The organism is Streptomyces sp. TAA040, from assembly GCF_000424845.1.
Window position 1 is genome coordinate 1 of sequence record NZ_AUKR01000010.1, and the last position, 17,943, is coordinate 17,943.

Annotated in this window: 12 protein-coding genes and 1 riboswitch; of the genes, 7 read left to right on the forward strand and 5 right to left on the reverse strand. The window is 74.5% G+C overall.

Annotation, left to right across the window (positions count from 1 at the left end):
- The first annotated feature begins 54 nt into the window (after window positions 1-54).
- Entirely contained in the window at window positions 55-654 is a 600-nt protein-coding gene (locus H300_RS0110170; RefSeq protein WP_028427353.1) for an HhH-GPD-type base excision DNA repair protein, read from the forward strand.
- Between the two features lie 57 nt (window positions 655-711).
- Here the strand turns inward: H300_RS0110170 and H300_RS0110175 are convergent, their stop codons facing one another.
- Window positions 712-2,223: a cryptochrome/photolyase family protein gene (locus H300_RS0110175; RefSeq protein WP_028427354.1), complete on the reverse strand. Its 1,512-nt coding sequence runs from the start codon at window positions 2,221-2,223 to the stop codon at window positions 712-714.
- A gap of 268 nt (window positions 2,224-2,491) precedes the next feature.
- On the opposite strand from H300_RS0110175, the gene H300_RS26080 reads away from it, so the two are divergent.
- Window positions 2,492-4,771 (forward strand): AAA family ATPase, encoded by a 2,280-nt coding sequence (locus H300_RS26080; protein ID WP_078515876.1) that lies wholly within the window; start codon window positions 2,492-2,494, stop codon window positions 4,769-4,771.
- Between the two features lie 122 nt (window positions 4,772-4,893).
- Here H300_RS26080 and H300_RS0110185 read toward each other — a convergent pair whose 3' ends face one another.
- A complete protein-coding gene (locus H300_RS0110185) occupies window positions 4,894-6,084 on the reverse strand; it encodes a hypothetical protein (RefSeq protein ID WP_037979847.1) in 1,191 nt (396 codons plus the stop codon).
- Window positions 6,085-6,568: 484 nt separating this feature from the next.
- On the opposite strand from H300_RS0110185, the gene H300_RS0110190 reads away from it, so the two are divergent.
- Window positions 6,569-7,990, forward strand: a complete 1,422-nt coding sequence (locus H300_RS0110190; protein WP_028427356.1) for an MBL fold metallo-hydrolase — start codon at window positions 6,569-6,571, stop codon at window positions 7,988-7,990.
- Window positions 7,991-8,115: 125 nt separating this feature from the next.
- The gene (locus tag H300_RS0110195; RefSeq protein ID WP_028427357.1) at window positions 8,116-8,679 is read left to right on the forward strand and encodes a rhodanese-like domain-containing protein; all 564 of its coding nucleotides are present in this window, start codon (window positions 8,116-8,118) and stop codon (window positions 8,677-8,679) included.
- 154 nt (window positions 8,680-8,833) lie between these two features.
- Here the strand turns inward: H300_RS0110195 and H300_RS0110200 are convergent, their stop codons facing one another.
- The 3 genes from H300_RS0110200 to cobN form a co-directional block, all read right to left on the reverse strand.
- The gene (locus tag H300_RS0110200; RefSeq protein WP_028427358.1) at window positions 8,834-9,280 is read right to left on the reverse strand and encodes a peptidoglycan-binding domain-containing protein; all 447 of its coding nucleotides are present in this window, start codon (window positions 9,278-9,280) and stop codon (window positions 8,834-8,836) included.
- Between the two features lie 224 nt (window positions 9,281-9,504).
- Window positions 9,505-9,939, reverse strand: a complete 435-nt coding sequence (locus tag H300_RS0110205) for an SRPBCC family protein (protein ID WP_028427359.1) — start codon at window positions 9,937-9,939, stop codon at window positions 9,505-9,507.
- 109 nt (window positions 9,940-10,048) lie between these two features.
- Window positions 10,049-13,723 (reverse strand): cobaltochelatase subunit CobN, encoded by a 3,675-nt coding sequence (cobN, locus tag H300_RS0110210; RefSeq protein ID WP_028427360.1) that lies wholly within the window; start codon window positions 13,721-13,723, stop codon window positions 10,049-10,051.
- 32 nt (window positions 13,724-13,755) lie between these two features.
- A riboswitch (cobalamin riboswitch) is annotated at window positions 13,756-13,911 on the reverse strand.
- A 147-nt stretch (window positions 13,912-14,058) separates the two neighbouring features.
- On the opposite strand from cobN, the gene cobG reads away from it, so the two are divergent.
- The 3 genes from cobG to H300_RS0110225 are packed head-to-tail and all read left to right on the forward strand — an operon-like array spanning window position 14,059 to window position 17,851.
- A complete protein-coding gene (cobG, locus tag H300_RS26085) occupies window positions 14,059-15,618 on the forward strand; it encodes a precorrin-3B synthase (protein WP_078515877.1) in 1,560 nt (519 codons plus the stop codon).
- Window positions 15,615-16,256: a precorrin-8X methylmutase gene (locus H300_RS0110220; RefSeq protein ID WP_037979850.1), complete on the forward strand. Its 642-nt coding sequence runs from the start codon at window positions 15,615-15,617 to the stop codon at window positions 16,254-16,256. The genes cobG and H300_RS0110220 overlap by 4 nt, the downstream gene beginning before the upstream one ends.
- Complete coding sequence (locus H300_RS0110225) at window positions 16,253-17,851, forward strand: precorrin-2 C(20)-methyltransferase (protein ID WP_037979853.1); 1,599 nt, start codon at window positions 16,253-16,255, stop codon at window positions 17,849-17,851. The genes H300_RS0110220 and H300_RS0110225 overlap by 4 nt, the downstream gene beginning before the upstream one ends.
- Window positions 17,852-17,943 lie beyond the last annotated feature (92 nt).

Genomic DNA, 17,943 nt, shown 5'->3' on the forward strand with positions numbered 1-17,943 from the left:
GCGCTCCCGCCGCCCCGGGGTGCGCCGACCGGTCAGCGGCGCGACCATCGGGGCATGGACCACGCCCTCCATATCGCCCAGGACCCGGACGCGGACGCCCTGCTGAGCCGCAGCCCACTCGCCGCCCTGATCGGCATGCTGCTCGACCAGCAGGTGCCGATGGAGTGGGCGTTCGCCGGCCCCCGGACCTTGGTGGAGCGGATGGGCGGCGACGACCTGGACGCGCACGGCATCGCCGCCCACGACCCGGAGGAGTTCGCCGCGCTGCTGTCGGCGAAACCCGCGGTGCACCGCTACCCGGGGTCGATGGCCCGGCGGGTGCAGCAGCTCTGCCGCCACCTGGTGGACGAGTACGGCGGGGACGCCGAGGCCGTCTGGCGCGACGCGGCGGACGGCCTCGAACTGCTGGACCGGCTCCGCGGGCTGCCCGGCTTCGGCGCGCAGAAGGCGCAGATCTTCCTCGCCCTTCTCGGCAAGCAGCTCGGCGTGCGTCCCCCCGGCTGGCGGGAGGCCTCAGGGGCGTATGGCGAGGAGGGTGCACGGCGCTCGGTCGCCGACATCACCGGGCCGGAGTCCCTGGCCGAGGTCCGGGCGCACAAGAAGCAGGCGAAGCAGGCCGCGAAGCAGCCGAAAGCGCGGGGCGGCGGGACGTGACCGCCCGCGGGGCGGCGGGTCAGGGGGTGCCGGAGACTCGGGGCCGCGGGGCCCCGGTCAGGGGGTGCCGCGGGTGCGGTGGATCTCCAGCAGCTCGGGCAGGTCGCCGAGACGGTCCAGGCCGCGTACGGCCTGCGCGGTGCGGTGGTTGTGCGAGAGCCGCTCGCGGTGCCGGTCGAGAAAGGCCCAGTACCCGACGGTGTACGGGCAGGCGCGCTCCCCGGTGCGGTCGGTGGGACGGTAGGCGCAGCCCCGGCAGAGGTCGGACATCCGATGCACGTAGGCGCCGCCGGAGGTGTAGGGCTTCGTCGTCATCAGGCCGCCGTCGGCGTACTGGGACATGCCGACGACGTTCGGCAGCATCACCCAGTCGTAGCCGTCCACGAAGCTGCGGTGGAACCAGTCGGTCACCGCGGCCGGGTCCCAGCCGTCCTGGAGGGCGCGGCTGCCGAGCACCATCAGCCGCGGGATGTGGTGGGTCCAGCCGGTGTCCCTGACCTGTGCGAGGACGGTCGAGAGGCAGCGGGCCGCGACGGCCTCCGCATCCAGCTCCACGAACCAGTCCGGCAGCGGGGCGCGGTGGCCGAGCGCGTTGCGGTGCCGGTAGTCCGCGCCGAGGTACCAGTAGAGCTGCCAGACGTACTCCCGCCAGCCGGCGATTTGCCGGACGAAGCCCTCGACGCTGTTCAGCGGGGCGTCCCCGTCCCGCCAGGCCTGTTCGGCCAGTGCGACGCACTCGGCCGGGTCCAGCAGGCCGAGGTTGAGCGGCGCGGACAGCAGGCTGTGGCTCATCACCGGGTCCGCTGCCAGCATCGCGTCCTCGTAGGCGCCGAAGCCGGGCAGCCGGTGGGTGACGAACCGGCGCAGCGCGGCGCGGGCCTCGCGCCGGGTGGCCGGGAAGCGGCGCGGCCCGTCCCTGCCGACGAAGGCGACGGTGCCCTCCCGCTCCCAGCGGTCGAGGTCGCGCCGTACCTCCTCGTCGATCCCGTCCTCGGTCGGCTGCCAGGGTCCGGGCTCGCCGAGGGTGCGGGCGCCGCGCGGTGGGCGCTCGCGGTTGTCGTGGTCGAGGTTCCACCGGCCGCCGGCCGGCTGGTCGCCGTCCATCAGGAGGTCCTGGCCGGTGCGCATCCAGCGGTAGAAGTCCTCCATGCGCAGCGTGGCGGTACGTCCGCCGGTGCGGCGGTCCGCCCAGCCGGCGAAGTCGGTGCCGGACAGCAGGAATCCGTGGGCCGGGAGCACCTCCACCCCGGGCAGCGACTCGACGAGTCCGAGCGCGACCCGGGAGGTGGGGTGGCAGACGGTGACCTCGCGCGTCCCGACGGCGGTGCGCAGTCCCTCCCGGTAGGTCTCCGCTTTGACGTACCGCACCCGGTCGCCGAGTTCGGCCGCCCGGTGGCGCATCGCGGACAGCACCAGGTGGGCCTTCGCCCGGTGGAACCGGCGGCGGCGCAGTACCGAGCGGGCCTCGATCATGACGAGCGGGGCGCCCCGGTCGGGCCCGCCGGGGCCCGGGGTGAGGAAGTGCGGGCCGAGTTGGTCACCGAAGAGCCAGTGCGGTCGGGCGGTCATGGCGGCGGGCACATCCCCTCGCGGGCCGGGCGGTCGGTCGCCGCCGCAGCGGGGCCGTGCGGCGCTCATCGACCCTAGAGCGGGCAGCGGACGAGCCCGGGTCGGCGCGCGGGAGGAGCACTCTCCTCAAAAATCAAGCCCGGGATGAATTGACATCCGGGACCTGATTCTGCGTATATTCATCTCTTGTGTCTTTACAAAAAGACACAAAAAGAAATCCTCTTACGGGCAGCTTAACGCGTCAGGAGTCGAATTGTCAACCGAGGGAATGCGGCAGGAACAGCAATTCATCACCGCTCTCCACGGCCGTCTCGACCAGCTCGCCCAGGAGGCCGAGGAGGCGGTGCGCGGCGCGCTCGTGCAGGTCGGGAACGGCTACCAGGCCAGGCTGGAGCGGGACGTGCGGGTGGCCGAGCGGTCCGGACTGCTCAGCGCGCTCCGCGCCGGGGAGAACGGCCTGTGTTTCGGGCGCCTCGACTTCCGGGACGACCGCTCGCACCACATCGGGCGCATCGGAATTCGGCAGGACGACCCGTCCCGCACACCGCTGGTGATCGACTGGCGCGCGGACGCCGCACGTCCGTTCTATCTCGCCACCGGGCACGCACCGATGGGTCTGCGGCGCAGGCGGCACATCACCACCGAGGGACGCACGGTCACCGCGCTCCACGACGAGCTGATGGACCTCGACGACCCGACCCGCACCGGCCACGAGGGCGCGAACGCCGACGAGGTCCTGCTGGCCGCGCTGGACGCGGCCCGTACCGGCCGCATGCACGACATCGTCCGCACCGTCCAGGCGGAGCAGGACCGGATCATCCGGGCGTCCCACCGGGGCGTCATGGTCGTCGAAGGAGGGCCCGGGACCGGGAAGACGGTGGTCGCGCTGCACCGGGCCGCGTACCTGCTGTACGCGCAGCGGGAGCTGCTGGCCCGGCGCGCGGTGCTGATCGTCGGGCCGAACCCGTCGTTCCTCGGCTACATCGGCGACGTGCTGCCCTCGCTGGGCGAGAGCGGGGTGCTGCTGGCCACCATCGGCGAACTGTTTCCCGGGGTCCGCGCCACCGGCACCGACACCCCGGCCGCCGCCGAGGTCAAGGGGCGCACCGTGATGGCCGACGTCCTGGCGAAGGCGCTGCGCGACCGGCAGACCGTGCCCGCGTGGGCGACCGAGGTCGAGCACGACGGCTACGGAACGCTGAGCCTCGACCGGTCCATGGCCGAGGACGCGCGGTGGCGGGCGCGCGAGAGCGGCCTGCCGCACAACCTCGCCCGTCCCGTCTTCGCGTTCCACCTCATCGACGCGCTCACCGCGCAACTGGCCGAGCGGATCGGCGCCGACCCGTTCGGCGGACCCGACCTGCTGGGACCCGACGACCTGGCCCAGTTGGGGCGGGAGATCGCGACGAGTCGCGAAGTGCACGCGGCCGTGGAGGAGCTGTGGCCGCAGCTCACCCCGCAGGAGTTCCTCGCGGACTTCCTCGCGGAGCCGGTCCACCTCGACGAGGAGTCGGCCGCGCTGATCCGCCGGCAGGACGGTGCGTGGACGGCGGCCGACGTACCGCTCCTCGACGAGGCGGCCGAGCTGCTGGGCGAGGACGACAGCGCGGCCCGCGCCGCGGCCGAGGCCGAGCACCGGGAGCGGATCGCCTACGCCCAGGGCGTGCTGGAGCTGTCCGCCGGATCGGAGACCTACGAGTTCGAGGACCAGGAGTCCGAGGTCCTCGCCGCGCACGACGTCATCGACGCCGAGCGGATGGCCGAGCGGCAGGAGGAGGCGGACCATCGCAGCGCGGCGGAGCGGGCGGCAGCCGACCGCACCTGGGCGTTCGGGCACATCGTCGTGGACGAGGCGCAGGAGCTCTCGGCGATGGCCTGGCGGCTGCTGATGCGGCGCGTGCCGACACGCTCCATGACCCTCGTCGGGGACCCGGCGCAGACCGCCGACCCGGCCGGGCTCGGCTCGTGGGAGCGCATCGTGGAACCGTACGTCGGCGAGCGCTGGGAGCACGTGCGGCTCGGTGTCAACTACCGCACGCCCGCCGAGATCATGGAGGTGGCGGCCGCGTTCCTGCGGGCGCACGACCCGTCGTTCGCACCGCCCGGCTCGGTGCGGTCGACCGGGACGCGGCCCTGGTCGCAGCGGGTCGCCGCGAGCGGCCTCGCGGCCGCCGTGGCGTGGGAGGCCGCGGCGGCACGCGACGGCGGACGGGTCGCGGTGATCGCCCCGGCCGCGCTGCACGCCGCGCTCCGCGCGGAACTGCCGGACGCGGCGCATGGTCCCGTCCCGGACCTCACCCGCGACACGGTGCTGCTGGACCCGCGGCAGGCCAAGGGCCTGGAGTTCGACACCGTGCTGGTCGTGGAGCCGGCCGCCTACGGGGTGAGCGACCTCTACGTCGCGCTGACCCGCGCCACCCAGCGGCTCGGCGTCCTGCACACCGCCGACCTGCCCAAGGGCCTCGGCGGCCCCGAGGGCACGGAGGAGGGCACGCTTCGGGAGCGGCCGGGGAGCGCGACCGTCGACGGGAGGCGTACAGGGCCCTGACGGACCGTGCCGCGGCCGAACAGGGCCGCGGTCGCGGACCGGGGCCGTCGAGTGGGGGGTGGGCGGCGCGCGGGCCGATGCCGGGGCGGGACGACGGGGGCGCGATCGAGCGGGCGGTGGCGTCAGCTCTTCCGCTGCTCGGCGCGCGTCGCCGCACGGTCGGTGCGCTCCCCTTCCTCCTCGCGCCGCGCCTGGCGCTCCCGCTCCCGCTCGCTGTAGGCGGCCTGTCGTACCGCTTCCTCACCCGCGAGACCGGCTCCGAGAGCCCCCGCGATCGTCCCCATGGAGGCGGAGAGCCACGCGATCACCGCGAGGTCGGGGACACCCGAGCCGTGCCGGAGCGTGGTGGCCAGATAGCCGGTGGGGATGGCGACGAACGCGGCAGCCAGGGTGACGGCGTACAGCAACAGGTACATGCAGAGGACGCCGAAGGATACCGTCAGCGTCGTCACCAGGTTGTACAGCGCCGATTCGGACCGCAGGCCGCGGTTCCTGGAACTCTCCCACAGGTTGTTGTCGAAGATCAGCCAGACGATCATGGCGAGCACCGCGGCCGCGTTCGCCATGATCAGGCGGCCGATGCTGTAGGCCTCCGCCAACTGCCAGATGTTGGAGTAGAACACGCCGAACGCGGCACCGGCGGCAGCACCGGCCAGCGCCGGCGAGAGACTCGGGACCAGACGCCACGGACGGTTCGCCCGCACCATCCCGGTCAGCAGCCGCATCTTCCCGCGCGCACCGGTCAGGACGAGGTGCAGGGACTCGCCCCGAGAACCGAGTTGGACGTCGGAATCCTCGCCGTCCTCCTTCTGATCGGCGCGCTGCTCCTCGCTGTCGCTGATGACGCCGTAGGCGAAACCCAGCGCGGGCCCGGAGGGATGCCGCTCCTCACGTGGCTCCGTGGCCGCGGAGCGGGCACCACCCCGGTCGGCGAAGTGTTCGGCCACCAGATACACGATCGTGTCGCGCGCCCGTCTGCGCACCCGAAAGGCCCCGAAGGCGGGCAGCGTCACGAGCCCCACCCCGGCCTCGGGGTGGCAGTCGGCGAAGATCGGCTGCTTGCCCGCTCTTCGCGGCAACTCGGTCAGCAGGACCGTGACGTCCCAGCCCTGCTCCTCGCGCTGACGCCGGCCGATGTCGAGCAGCGGCAGCAAGCCCCTCTCATCCAGGGGCAGCAACTGCGTGGAGATCTCCACCCGCCAGCGCTCCGGGCCGCCCTCGCGCTCCGCGAGGAGAGCAGGCAGCTCCTGCCCGATCGAATCCGCGAGGTCGGCCGCCAGACCCGGGTCGGCGACCAATCCGAGGACGGCCACCGCGCCTTTCCCCGGACCGCCGCCCACTCCTCTCACGTCCTCTCCCACACTCAAGGTCGCCTCCCGATCGTCCCGCCCGGACCCACCGCCACGGACGTGGCCGCGGGCGGGTCGGCGTCTCTTCCAGCCACACATGCCTGCGGCGAGGGCCCCGTGGAGAAACCGGGCTCCCGGCGGGCCCCGAACGCGCACGGCTCGGACCCACGAGACTGCCACAGTCGGGTCAGCTGGCCGCACATCGTACAGACTGGTGAAATATCGTACTCATGAGCCAACGAAAGAGGGCCGCCGCCACGGGGAGGCTTCAGGAGCGGCCCGGCGGGAACCCCGCCCGTACCCGGCCCCGGGCATCGGTCCGAGCCACGGGCGCCGGCCGGGCGTCCGCCCCCGGGCGCGCCAGGAATGCACCCGGGGGCGGACACGCTGGAACGGATACATACCCCAGGGGGTACCTTGGTCACCCCGGACCGGAAGGAGTACCATCATGCATTTCGTCGAGACACTGGAACTGTCCGGGCTCGGGAACCGCAGCTACCTGGCGGGCGGACGGCAGCAGGCAGTCGCCGTCGACCCGCCGCGGGACATCGACCGGGTGATCGGGGCCGCCACCCGCCGGGGCGTCCGGATCGTCGCGGTCGTGGAGACCCACATGCACAACGACTACGTCTCCGGCGGCCTGGAACTGGCCCGGCTGACCGGCGCCGAGTACCTCGTCCCGGCCGGTGCCGAGGTGGCGTTCGCCCGCACCCAGGTGTCCGACGGTGACACCTTCGCGGTGGACGAGGGCCTCGTCCTGACGGCACTCGCCACCCCGGGCCACACCCCGCACCACACCTCCTACGTCCTGCGCGAGACCGGAAGCAACGACGGACCCGCGAACGGCTCCGCGAACGGCTCCGGGAACGGGCGCGAGGTCGCGGCCTTCACCGGCGGCTCGCTGCTCATCGGCACGGTGGGCCGCCCGGACCTGGTGGAACCCCGGCTGACCGAGCACCTGGCGCGCGCCCAGCACGCCTCCGTGCGCCGCCTCGCCGACCGGCTGGCCGACGAGGTGCCGGTGCTGCCGACGCACGGCTTCGGCAGTTTCTGCTCGTCCGTCCAGGCCGAGGGCGACGAGACGACCATCGGCAAGGAGCGCGGCGTCAACGCGGCACTGCTCCGCGACGAGGACGACTTCGTCGCCGAGCTGCTCGCCGGGCTGGACGACATCCCGGCGTACTACGTGCACATGGGTCCGCTGAACGGCGGCGGCCCGCCACCGCTCGACCTCCGGCCGCCGCACACCGCGGACGGGACGGAGATCGCCCGGCGGCTGGCGTCCGGCGAGTGGGTCGTCGACCTGCGCAACCGCGTCGCGTTCGCCGAGGGACACGTCGCGGGGAGCTACAACTTCGAGGCGGACGGAAAGCTCGCGACCTACCTGGCGTGGCTGATCCCCTGGGGCAAGCCGGTCACCCTGCTCGCCGAGTCCGCCGGGCAACTGGCCGGGGCACAGAGGGAACTGGCCCGGGTCGGGATGGAGCCGGTGGCCGCGGCCACCGGCGATCCCGCCTCCTGGGCGGCCCCCGGCGAGGAACCGCGCAGCCACCGCCACGGGTCCTTCGCCGACCTGGCCGCGGCGAGGGCCGCGGGCGAACGGTCAGTGGTGCTGGACGTGCGCCGGGACAGCGAGCGCGCGGGCAGCGGCCGGGTCGCGGGGTCGGTGCACATCCCGATCCACGAGCTGCACGGGCGCCTGCACGAGGTACCGGCCGGGACCGTCTGGGTCCACTGCGCCGGTGGCCTGCGCGCCGCCGTCGCGGCCTCGATGCTGGACGCGGTCGGCCGCGAGGTGATCGCGGTGGACGACGGCTTCGACGCCGCCGAGGCAGCCGGTCTGGCCGTCCCGGCCGGCGAGGAGCACTGAACCGTTCCGTCCCGCCGGGAGGGGCAGGGAGCCGATCGGGCCGGGGAGAGGGAGAGCTTCTCCCGCCGGGCGCGCATCTCGCACCCCCGCGCGGGGAAAGTACGAGAGAGACGAGGAATCACCGCATGACGCACTCCGCACTCGCTCCCGACGAGGCCCGGTCCCGGCTGCACGAGCTGATCGTGATCGACGTCCGCACCCCCGGCGAGTACGCCTCGGGCCACCTCCCCGGCGCGTACAACGTCCCGCTGGACCAGGTCGACCGGGCACTGCCCGCGCTGACGTCCGCCGCCCGGCGCGGCGACCTGCTCGTCGTCTGCCGGTCGGGAGGGCGCTCCGCCGAGGCCTGCCGGGCCCTGTCCGAGGCGGGCCTGTCCGCGTCCGTGCTCAGCGGCGGCACCGGCGCCTGGACGGAGGGCGGCCACGACCTGCACCGGCCGGACGGCGCCCGGACCGTCTGGGCGATGGAGCGCCAGGTCCGGCTCGCCGCCGGCGGCCTCGTCCTCCTCGGCCTGGCCGCCGGGCTGCGGGCGCCGGCCGCGCGCTGGCTCTCCGCGGGGATAGCCGGCGGGCTGGTCTTCTCCGCCGCCAGCGACACCTGCGGCATGGCCGTCGTCCTGGCCCGGCTCCCCCACAACCGCCCGGACGCGCAGACCCTTGCCGACACCCTCGACGCCCTGGCCCGCTGACCGCCGCGCAGACCGCGTACGGGTCCGGCCACCCGCCCGCGGCGGACACGCACGACGTGCCCCCGCGAACGCGACGCACCGGAGGCGCGCCCCCTGTCGTCCTCCGGTGCGCGCGGTCGCGTGAGGGGCCGGGCGGCGCGCTGCCGCCGGGGAACTACAGCCCGTTGGCGAACCGCTTGAACGCCGCCTGGGTACCCGAGCCGGCGATGCCGTCGATGGCGCCGTCGTAGTTCCAGTGAGCCGCCAGGTAGCGCTGCAGCGCCTTCACGGTGCCGGGTCCGACGATCCCGTCGATCCCGCTGTTGTAGCTCCAGAACTTCTGGAGCCAGCGCTGCGCGGCCTTCCAGCTGTTGGTGCCGAGCAGTCCGTCGATGGGACCGGTGTAGCCGTAGGCGTCCCGCATCGCTCGCTGGAACTTCTTCGCCTGCGTGGTGCTGAGGCCGAGATTGACCACCGCGAGCGGGGCGACCGACTCGGCGCTCGCCGCGGGCTGCGCGGCGGTCGGGGGCGCCGCGAACGCGGTGCCCGCGGTCGCCAGGCTGCCACCGGCAATCCCGACGGCCGCGGTGATGCCGACCAGGGTCTTGGTCATGGGTCGCATGTGCTTTCCCTCCCTTGGACCGAGCCGACCGCACCGGCCGGCTCGGCACCAACTCTGGGGTTGGGTGCCGCAGTTCCACCACAATTGCCGCAGAAGCCGACGTACTCCTGGGACGTCCCACGCGTTGACCTGACGGGACGTCCGCCGGACGTCGGGTCCGGTGGGACGGCGGCAGGGCCCGGGACGCGCCCCGGGACGAACCGGAACGCGGGGCGCCGGGCCCGTCAGCCCTTCAGGAGGCCGGTGACGACGCGGCCGAACAGCAGTCGGCTCGACAGGGCCGTCGGTGCGTCCAGGAGGCGGGGCAGCTTCCCCACCCGCAGCTCCTCGATCCACACCACGAGCGAGCCCGCGTCGCGGGCGGTCACCTCGAACTCCGCCCAGCCGGTGACGACCTTCCCGCGCTTTTCCAGCCGGCAGCGTCCCGGACTCCCGGCGGACGGGGGCTCCCAGCGGGTGACCTCCATCGGGTCGTCGAAGGCGGCCGGGCCCACGCCCGTACGTGCGAGGAGGCGCGTGCCGGCGCGGTTCGGCGGCTCGGTGACGACCGTGACGGCGGTGAGGGGCACGTGCTTCCCGTGGCCCTCCCAGGTGGTCAGCCTGCGCCAAGCCTCCTCGACGGGAAGTGCTGTCCGACGTTCGATCCTGATCCGGGCCATCCCCCGACCGTAGGCGCCGCCCGCGACCCGGAGCCGCCGACCCGCCGCTCCGACCCGCGGAGACGCGGGGCGGGTCGGAGCGGGGCGGGGGCGGGACGGGGACGCGGGCTCAACCCTCCTCGCCCTCCAGCTCGCCCTCGGTCTCCAGGTAGGCCTGGCGCAGTGCCTCCAGGGTCGCGGCGTCGGGCTTGGCCCACATGCCGCGGGACTCCGCCTCCAGCAGCCGCTCGGCGATGCCGTGCAGCGCCCAGGGGTTGGCCTTCTGGAGGAAGTCCCGGTTCTCCTGGTCCAGTACGTAGGTCTGGGCGAGCTTGTCGTACATCCAGTCGGCGACCACGCCGGTGGTGGCGTCGTAACCGAACAGGTAGTCCACGGTGGCGGCGAGCTCGAAGGCGCCCTTGTAGCCGTGCCGGCGCATCGCCGCGATCCAGCGGGGGTTGACCACCCGGGCGCGGAACACCCGTGAGGTCTCCTCCACCAGGGTGCGGGTGCGGACGGTCTCCGGGCGGGTGCTGTCCCCGATGTACGCCTCGGGGGCGGTGCCGCGCAGCGCCCGCACGGTGGCCACCATGCCGCCGTGGTACTGGAAGTAGTCGTCCGAGTCGGCGATGTCGTGCTCGCGGGTGTCGGTGTTCTTCGCGGCCACCGCGATCCGCTGGTACGCGGTCTCCATCTCCTCGCGGGCGGGCTTCCCGTCGAGTCCGCGACCGTAGGCGTAGCCGCCCCACGTCGTGTAGACCTCGGCCAGGTCGGCGTCCGTGCGCCAGTCCCGCGAGTCGATCAACTGGAGCAGCCCGGCCCCGTAGGTGCCGGGGCGGGAGCCGAAGATCCGGGTGGTGGCCCGGCGTTCGTCGCCGTGCTCGGCGAGGTCGGCCTGCGCGTGCGCCCGTACGTAGTTGGCCTCCGCGGGCTCGTCCAGTCCGGCGACCAGCCGGACGGCGTCGTCCAGCAGCGCGGTGACGTGCGGGAAGGCGTCCCGGAAGAAGCCGCTGATGCGCAGCGTGACATCGATCCGGGGGCGGCCCAGCTCCTCCGGCGCGATCGCCTCCAGGCCGGTGACGCGGCGGGACGCGTCGTCCCACACCGGGCGGACGCCGAGCAGCGCCAGCGCCTCCGCGATGTCGTCGCCGGAGGTGCGCATCGCGCTGGTGCCCCACAGCGACAGCCCGACCGACCGCGGCCAGTCGCCGTTGTCGCCGCGGTAGCGCTCCAGCAGCGAGTCGGCGAGGGCCTGGCCGGTGTCCCAGGCGAGCCTGCTCGGTACGGCCTTGGGGTCGACGGAGTAGAAGTTGCGGCCGGTGGGCAGCACGTTGACCAGTCCGCGCAGTGGTGAACCGGACGGGCCGGCGGGGACGAATCCGCCGTTGAGCGCGTGCACCGCGTGCTCGATCTCGTCGACCGTGCCGGCGAGCCGGGGCACCACCTCGCGCGCGGCGAAGTCCAGGATGCGGGCCACGGCGGCGCGCTGCTCCTCCGGTGCGCCGGCGGCGACGGCCGGGACGGCGGACGGGTCCCAGCCCGCGTCCTCCATGCCCTGCACCAGCACCCGGGCGCGCTCCTCGGCCTCGTCGGCGCCGGTGCGGGTGGCGGCGGACTCGTCGAGGCCGAGTGCCTCGCGCAGGCCGGGCAGGGCGGTGGTGCCGCCCCAGATCTGCCGGGCCCGCAGCACCGCCAGGACCAGGTTGACGCGTTCCGGTCCGGTCGGTGCGCCGCCCAGGACGTGCAGGCCGTCGCGGATCTGCGCGTCCTTGACCTCGCAGAGCCAGCCGTCGACGTGCAGCAGGAAGTCGTCGAAGCCGTCGTCGTCCGGCCGGGCCTCCAGACCGAGGTCGTGGTCGAGCTTGGCGGCCTGGATCAGCGTCCAGATCTGCGCGCGGATGGCGGGCAGCTTGGCCGGGTCCATGGCGGAGATCGCCGCGTACTCGTCGAGGAGCTGCTCCAGGCGGGCGATGTCGCCGTACGACTCGGCGCGGGCCATCGGCGGGACGAGGTGGTCCACCAGCGTCGCGTGCACCCGGCGCTTGGCCTGGGTGCCCTCGCCCGGGTCGTTGACCAGGAACGGGTAGACGAGCGGGAGGTCGCCGAGTGCGGCGTCCGGCGCGCAGGCCGCGGACAGGCCGGCGTTCTTGCCGGGCAGCCACTCCAGGTTGCCGTGCTTGCCCAGGTGGATCATGGCGTCGCCGCCGAAGCCGCCCTCCTCGCGGGGCGCGGAGATCCAGCGGTACGCGGCCAGGTAGTGGTGCGAGGGCGGCAGGTCGGGGTCGTGGTAGATCGCGATCGGGTTCTCGCCGAAGCCGCGCGGCGGCTGGATGAGGATCAGCAGGTTGCCGCGGCGCAGCGCGGCGAGCACGATGTCGCCGTCCGGGTTGCGGCTGGTGTCCACGAACATCCGGCCCGGGGGCGGTCCCCAGTGCTCCTCGACGGAGGTGCGCAGCTCCTCGGGCAGCTTCGCGAACCAGCGGCGGTAGTCGGCGGCCGGGATGCGTACCGGGTTGGCCGCCAGCTGCTCGTCGGTGAGCCACTCGCGGTCGTGGCCGCCGGCGTCGATCAGCGCGCGGATCAGCTCGTCGCCGTCCCCGGACTCCAGCCCGGGCACCGGCCCCTCGCCGCCCACGGCGCCGTCGTGACCGTCCCCGAAGTCGTATCCCTCCTCGCGCAGGCGGCGCAGCAGGGCGACGGCGCTGGCCGGGGTGTCCAGGCCGACGGCGTTGCCGATCCGGGAGTGCTTGGTCGGGTACGCGGACAGCACCAGTGCCAGGCGCTTCCCTGCGTTCGGCAGGTGTCGCAGCCGCGCGTGCCGGACGGCGATCCCGGCCACCCGTGCGGCGCGTTCCGGGTCGGCGACGTAGGCGGGCAGCCCGTCCTCGTCGAGCTCCTTGAAGGAGAACGGGACGGTGATCAGCCGGCCGTCGAACTCCGGCACCGCGACCTGGGTGGCGGCGTCCAGCGGCGAGAGGCCCTCGTCGTTCCCCTCCCACGCGGCGCGCGAGCCGGTGAGGCAGAGCGCCTGGAGGATCGGCACGTCCAGCGCCGCGAGCGCGCCCGCGTCCCAGGACTCGTCGTCCCCGCCGGCGGAGGCCTCGGCGGGCTTGGTGCCGCCGGCGGCGAGCACGGTGGTGACCACGGCGTCGGCGTGCCGCAGCCGTTCGATCAGCTCGGGCTCGGGGGCCCGCAGCGAGGCGACGAACAGCGGCATCGCCCGCCCGCCGGCCTGCTCGATCTGCTCGGACAGCACCCGTACGAAGGCGGTGTTGCCGCTCATGTGGTGCGCCCGGTAGTAGAGCACCGCGACCAGCGGGCGCACGTCCCCGCCGGCGGTACCGGGACCCGCGGACGCCGGGCCGCCGGTGGGCTCGGGGTCCAGCGGGCCCCAGGCGGGGGCGGGCTCCGGCGGGGCGAAGCCGTGGCCGGTCAGCAGCACGGTGTCGGAGAGGAAGCGCCCCAGCTGGTCCAGGTTGTCGGGCCCGCCGTGCGCGAGGTACGCGTGCGCCTCGGCGGCGATCCCGATCGGGACGGTGGAGTTCTCCATCAACTGCGCGTCCGGGGCCTGTTCACCGGTGAGGACGATCACCGGGCGGTCGCCGGCGAGCAGCCGGCCCAGGCCGTCCTGCCAGGCCCGGACACCGCCCAGGAGGCGGACCACCACGAGGTCGGTGCCGTCGAGCAGCGCGTCGAGTTCGTCGAGCCCGACCCGGGAGGGGTTGGCGAGCCGGAAGCCCACCGGGCCGTCGGCGGCACGGGCGCTGAGCAGGTCGGTGTCGGACGTCGACAACAGCAGGATCATGCGGCGTCAGGCCTTCCTCGGGGTCCGCGCCCCGGGCGGTGTCATGGACGGCGGGAGTTCCTGGCTCACCCGACCTCAGGGGTCGGGGCTCACAGTGGCGGGACCGCGCCGGATTCGCACCGGGCTTCCTCCCATGTCGCCGTCGCAGGCGGTGGCGGTCCGACCGGACCGCCGAGAAGAATAGTAAGCGCTGGGCGCAAGACCCCGACCGGTGCCTTTTCGCCGATCGAGCGCGAGGCGGGCGCGGCCGGACGCCGATCGGCCCGTCCCACCGGAGCTGCCCGATCCGTTCCGCGGGCGCTGCCCGTTTCGCCCGGGGTGCGGTGGCCATGAGTATGCTCGCCGCCATGCCGCCCGCCCCTGCTCCGTACCCGCTTCCGGCTGCCGCCGCCGCCCGGACGCGCGAGGACGCCTGCCCGGGTGCCTTGCGACTGCACACGGCGGACGACGGCGCCCTGGCACGCATCCGCATCCCTGGCGGACTCCTCAACCCGACTCAGGCAAAGGCCCTCGCCGCTGTCTCGCAGGATCTCGGCGACGGTCGACTGCACCTGACCTCGCGCGGAAATGTGCAGGTGCGAGGGCTCGATCCGACCTCGGGCGAGGCGCTGGCCGCCCGGCTCGGGGCCGCCGGTCTGCTGCCCTCGGCCCAGCACGAACGGGTCCGCAACATCGTCGCCTCCCCACTCTCCGGCCTGGACGGCGAGGGGTACGCCGACACCGCACGCTGGGTACGCCAACTGGACGCGCTGCTCTGCTCGCAGGAGCGGGCCGCCGGGCTGTCCGGCCGCTTCCTCTTCGCCCTGGACGACGGTCGCGGCGATGTCCGCGCCCTCGACGCCGATGTGACCTTGGTCGCAGAACCAGCCGGCAGCGTCCTCCTCCACCTCGGCGGAGCGTCCGCTCCCGCCCTGCGGATACCGAGGGGTGCGGACGCCGTACGGGCCGCCTGGTGCACCGCGCTCGCCTTCCTCGACGCCGCCGACGGGTGCGCCCCCGAAGCCGCGGCCGGGGGGCGGATCTGGCGGGTTCGCGACCTCCCCGCGCCGCACCGCCCGTCCCCGGCCGACGTCGCCGCCCTCGCCGCCCGGCACGACGTGCCGACGGAGACCGTCCCGCACCGCCCGGCGCCGTCCGCTCCGGCGCCACCGCCGGCCCCCGGCGTGCTCACGGGCGCCGACGGCCGGGTCACGCTCTCCGTCCTGCTGCCCCTCGGCCAGGTCGGTGCCGACGCCTGGGAGCGGCTGGCGGACCTCGCCGCGGGCGGAGACGGCGAACTCCGCGTCACCCCCTGGCGCGGCGTGCTCGTCCCCGGCATCGCCCCGGACACCGGCCCGGGGGACGGGCTTCCCGCCGAGCACCTGGTCACCGACCCCGACTCCCCCTGGCGGGACGTCGGCGCCTGCACCGGACGCCCCGGCTGCGCGAAGTCCCACGCCGACGTACGGGCCGACGCGGCCGCCGCCGTCCGCGGCACCGCGACCGGCTCCGCGCAGCCGATCGCGCCCGCGTCCGCCCGGGCCGGACGCCCGCTGCCGGTCTACTGGTCCGGCTGCGAACGCCGCTGCGGCCGCCCGTCGGGCCCGCACGTGCAGGTGACGGCCGGCGCCGACGGCTACCGCGTCACCACCGCGACGGCCGCCACGCCGGGCGGCACCCAGGACGGCACCCCGCAGGCCGGCCCGGATGCCGCCGCTCCCGTCACCCCGGTCGACGAGCTGGCGTCCGCGATCGCCCGGGCCCGTGCCTCCGGCACCGCCGCCGACACCCCGCACCCCGCCTCCGGGACCCCACGCGCCGCGTCCGGGGCCGCACGCACCGACCGCCAGGAGACCCCCGAGCACCCCGAGCCCGGGACACTTCCCGCTCCCCACCCCGCAGAGCCGCCGAGATGAACGAGAGCACCGTGTTCGACTACGAAAAGGACGGCGCCGAGATCTACCGCCGCTCCTTCGCCACCATCCGCGCCGAGGCGGACCTGTCGGCCCTGCCGCCCGAGGTCGCCCGGGTCGCGGTGCGGATGATCCACGCCTGCGGGATGGTCGACCTGGTCCGCGACATCGGCTGGTCCCGAGACGTCGTGACGGGCGCCCGCGCCGCCCTGGACTCCGGTGCGCCCATCCTGTGCGACGCGAACATGGTGGCCAGCGGCGTCACCCGCAAGCGGCTGCCCGCCGGGAACGAGGTGCTGTGCACGCTGGCCCATCCCGGCGTGGCCGACCTGGCCGCCCGCATGGGCACCACCCGTAGCGCCGCCGCCCTGGAGCTGTGGCGCGACCGGCTGGACGGGGCGGTGGTGGCCGTCGGCAACGCGCCGACCGCGCTGTTCCGGCTGCTGGAGATGATCGAGGACGGCGCTCCCCGGCCGGCCGCCGTGATCGGCATGCCGGTCGGTTTCATCGGCGCCGCCGAGTCGAAGGACGCGCTCGCCGCCCACCCGGCCGGACTGCCGCACCTGGTGGTCCGCGGTCGGCGTGGCGGCAGCGCCATGGCAGCGGCAGCGGTCAACGCGATTGCGAGCGAGGCAGAGTGAGCGGGCAGCAGCACAACTCGGAGACCCCCGAAGCGCGTTCCGGCGCCGGGCGGCTGTACGGCGTCGGACTCGGCCCCGGCGACCCGTCGTTGATGACGCTGCGGGCGGTCGAGGTGATCGTCGAGGCGGACGTGATCGCCTACCACAGCGCCCGTCCCGGCAGCAGTATCGCCCGCTCCATCGCGGCGGGCCACCTGCGCGAGGACCACATCGAGGAACCGCTGGTCTACCCGGTCACCACCGGGACGACCACCCACCCGGGCGGCTACCAGGGGGCGATGGACGAGTTCTACACCGAGTGTGCCGCCCGGCTCGCCGCCCACCTGGACGCGGGCCGCACCGTCGCCGTCGTCTCCGAGGGCGACCCGCTGTTCTACGGCTCCTACATGCACATGCACAAGCGGCTCTCCCCGCACTACCCGACGGAGGTCGTCCCCGGCGTCACCTCGGTCAGCGCCGCCGCGGCACGACTCGGCCGTCCGCTGGTGGAGGGCGAAGAGGTGCTGACGGTGCTGCCCGGCACGCTTCCGGAGGAGGAGCTGGCCGCCCGGCTGGCCGGCACGGACGCCGCCGCGGTGATGAAGCTCGGCCGCACCTTCCCCCACGTCCGCCGCGCTCTGGAGCGTTCGGGGCGGCTGTCGGAGGCACACTACGTCGAGCGGGCCACCATGCCCGGCGAGCGCTCCGGGCGGCTCGCGGACGTGGAGCCGGGCTCCGTCCCGTACTTCTCGGTGGCCGTGCTGCCCAGCCGGATCGGCGCCCTCCCGCCCGGCGGCGCACCGGCCGGGACGGCGGAGGAGGTCCCGGGGCAGGCGGTGGGGCAGGACGCCGCCGGCGAGCCGGTGGCGGGCCGGGTGGTCGTCGTGGGGCTCGGACCGGCCGGACCGCAGTGGCTCACCCCGCAGGCGCGCGGCGAACTGGCCGCCGCCCAGGACCTCGTCGGCTACACGACCTACCTGGGCCGGGTGCCCGTGCGGCCCGGGCAGCGGCGGCACGGCTCGGACAACAAGGTCGAGTCGGAACGCGCCGAGTTCGCCCTCGACCTGGCCCGGCGCGGCCGACGGGTCGCGGTCGTCTCCTCCGGCGACCCGGGCGTCTTCGCGATGGCGACCGCCGTGCTGGAGGTCGCCTCCGCCGACCCGTACCGCGACGTTCCCGTCCGGGTGCTGCCCGGCGTGACGGCCGCCAACGCGGCGGCGGCCGCCGCCGGAGCGCCTCTCGGCCACGACTACGCCGTGCTGTCGCTCTCGGACCGGCTCAAGCCCTGGGAGGTGATCGCCGAGCGGCTGCGCAAGGCGGTCGCCGCCGACCTGGTGCTGGCCCTCTACAATCCCGGCTCCCGCAGCCGTACCTGGCAGGTCGGCAAGGCACGGGAACTGCTGCTGGAGCACCGCGCCCCGGACACCCCCGTGGTGCTCGGCCGGGACGTCGGCGGCCCGGAGGAGTCGGTGCGCGTCGTCCAGCTCGCCGACCTCGACCCGCAGCAGGTGGACATGCGCACCCTCGTCCTCGTCGGCTCGTCCCAGACGCAGGCGGTCCGGCGCGGCGACGGCACCGAGATCGTCTGGACCCCGCGCCGCTACCCGGAGGACTGACCCGGCCGCCGGACCCGTGCCCGACGGCCGGGGCGGCCTGCTCCGCGTCGATGGTCTGCACCCCCGCCTCACCCTGCACTACTGTCGGGCCG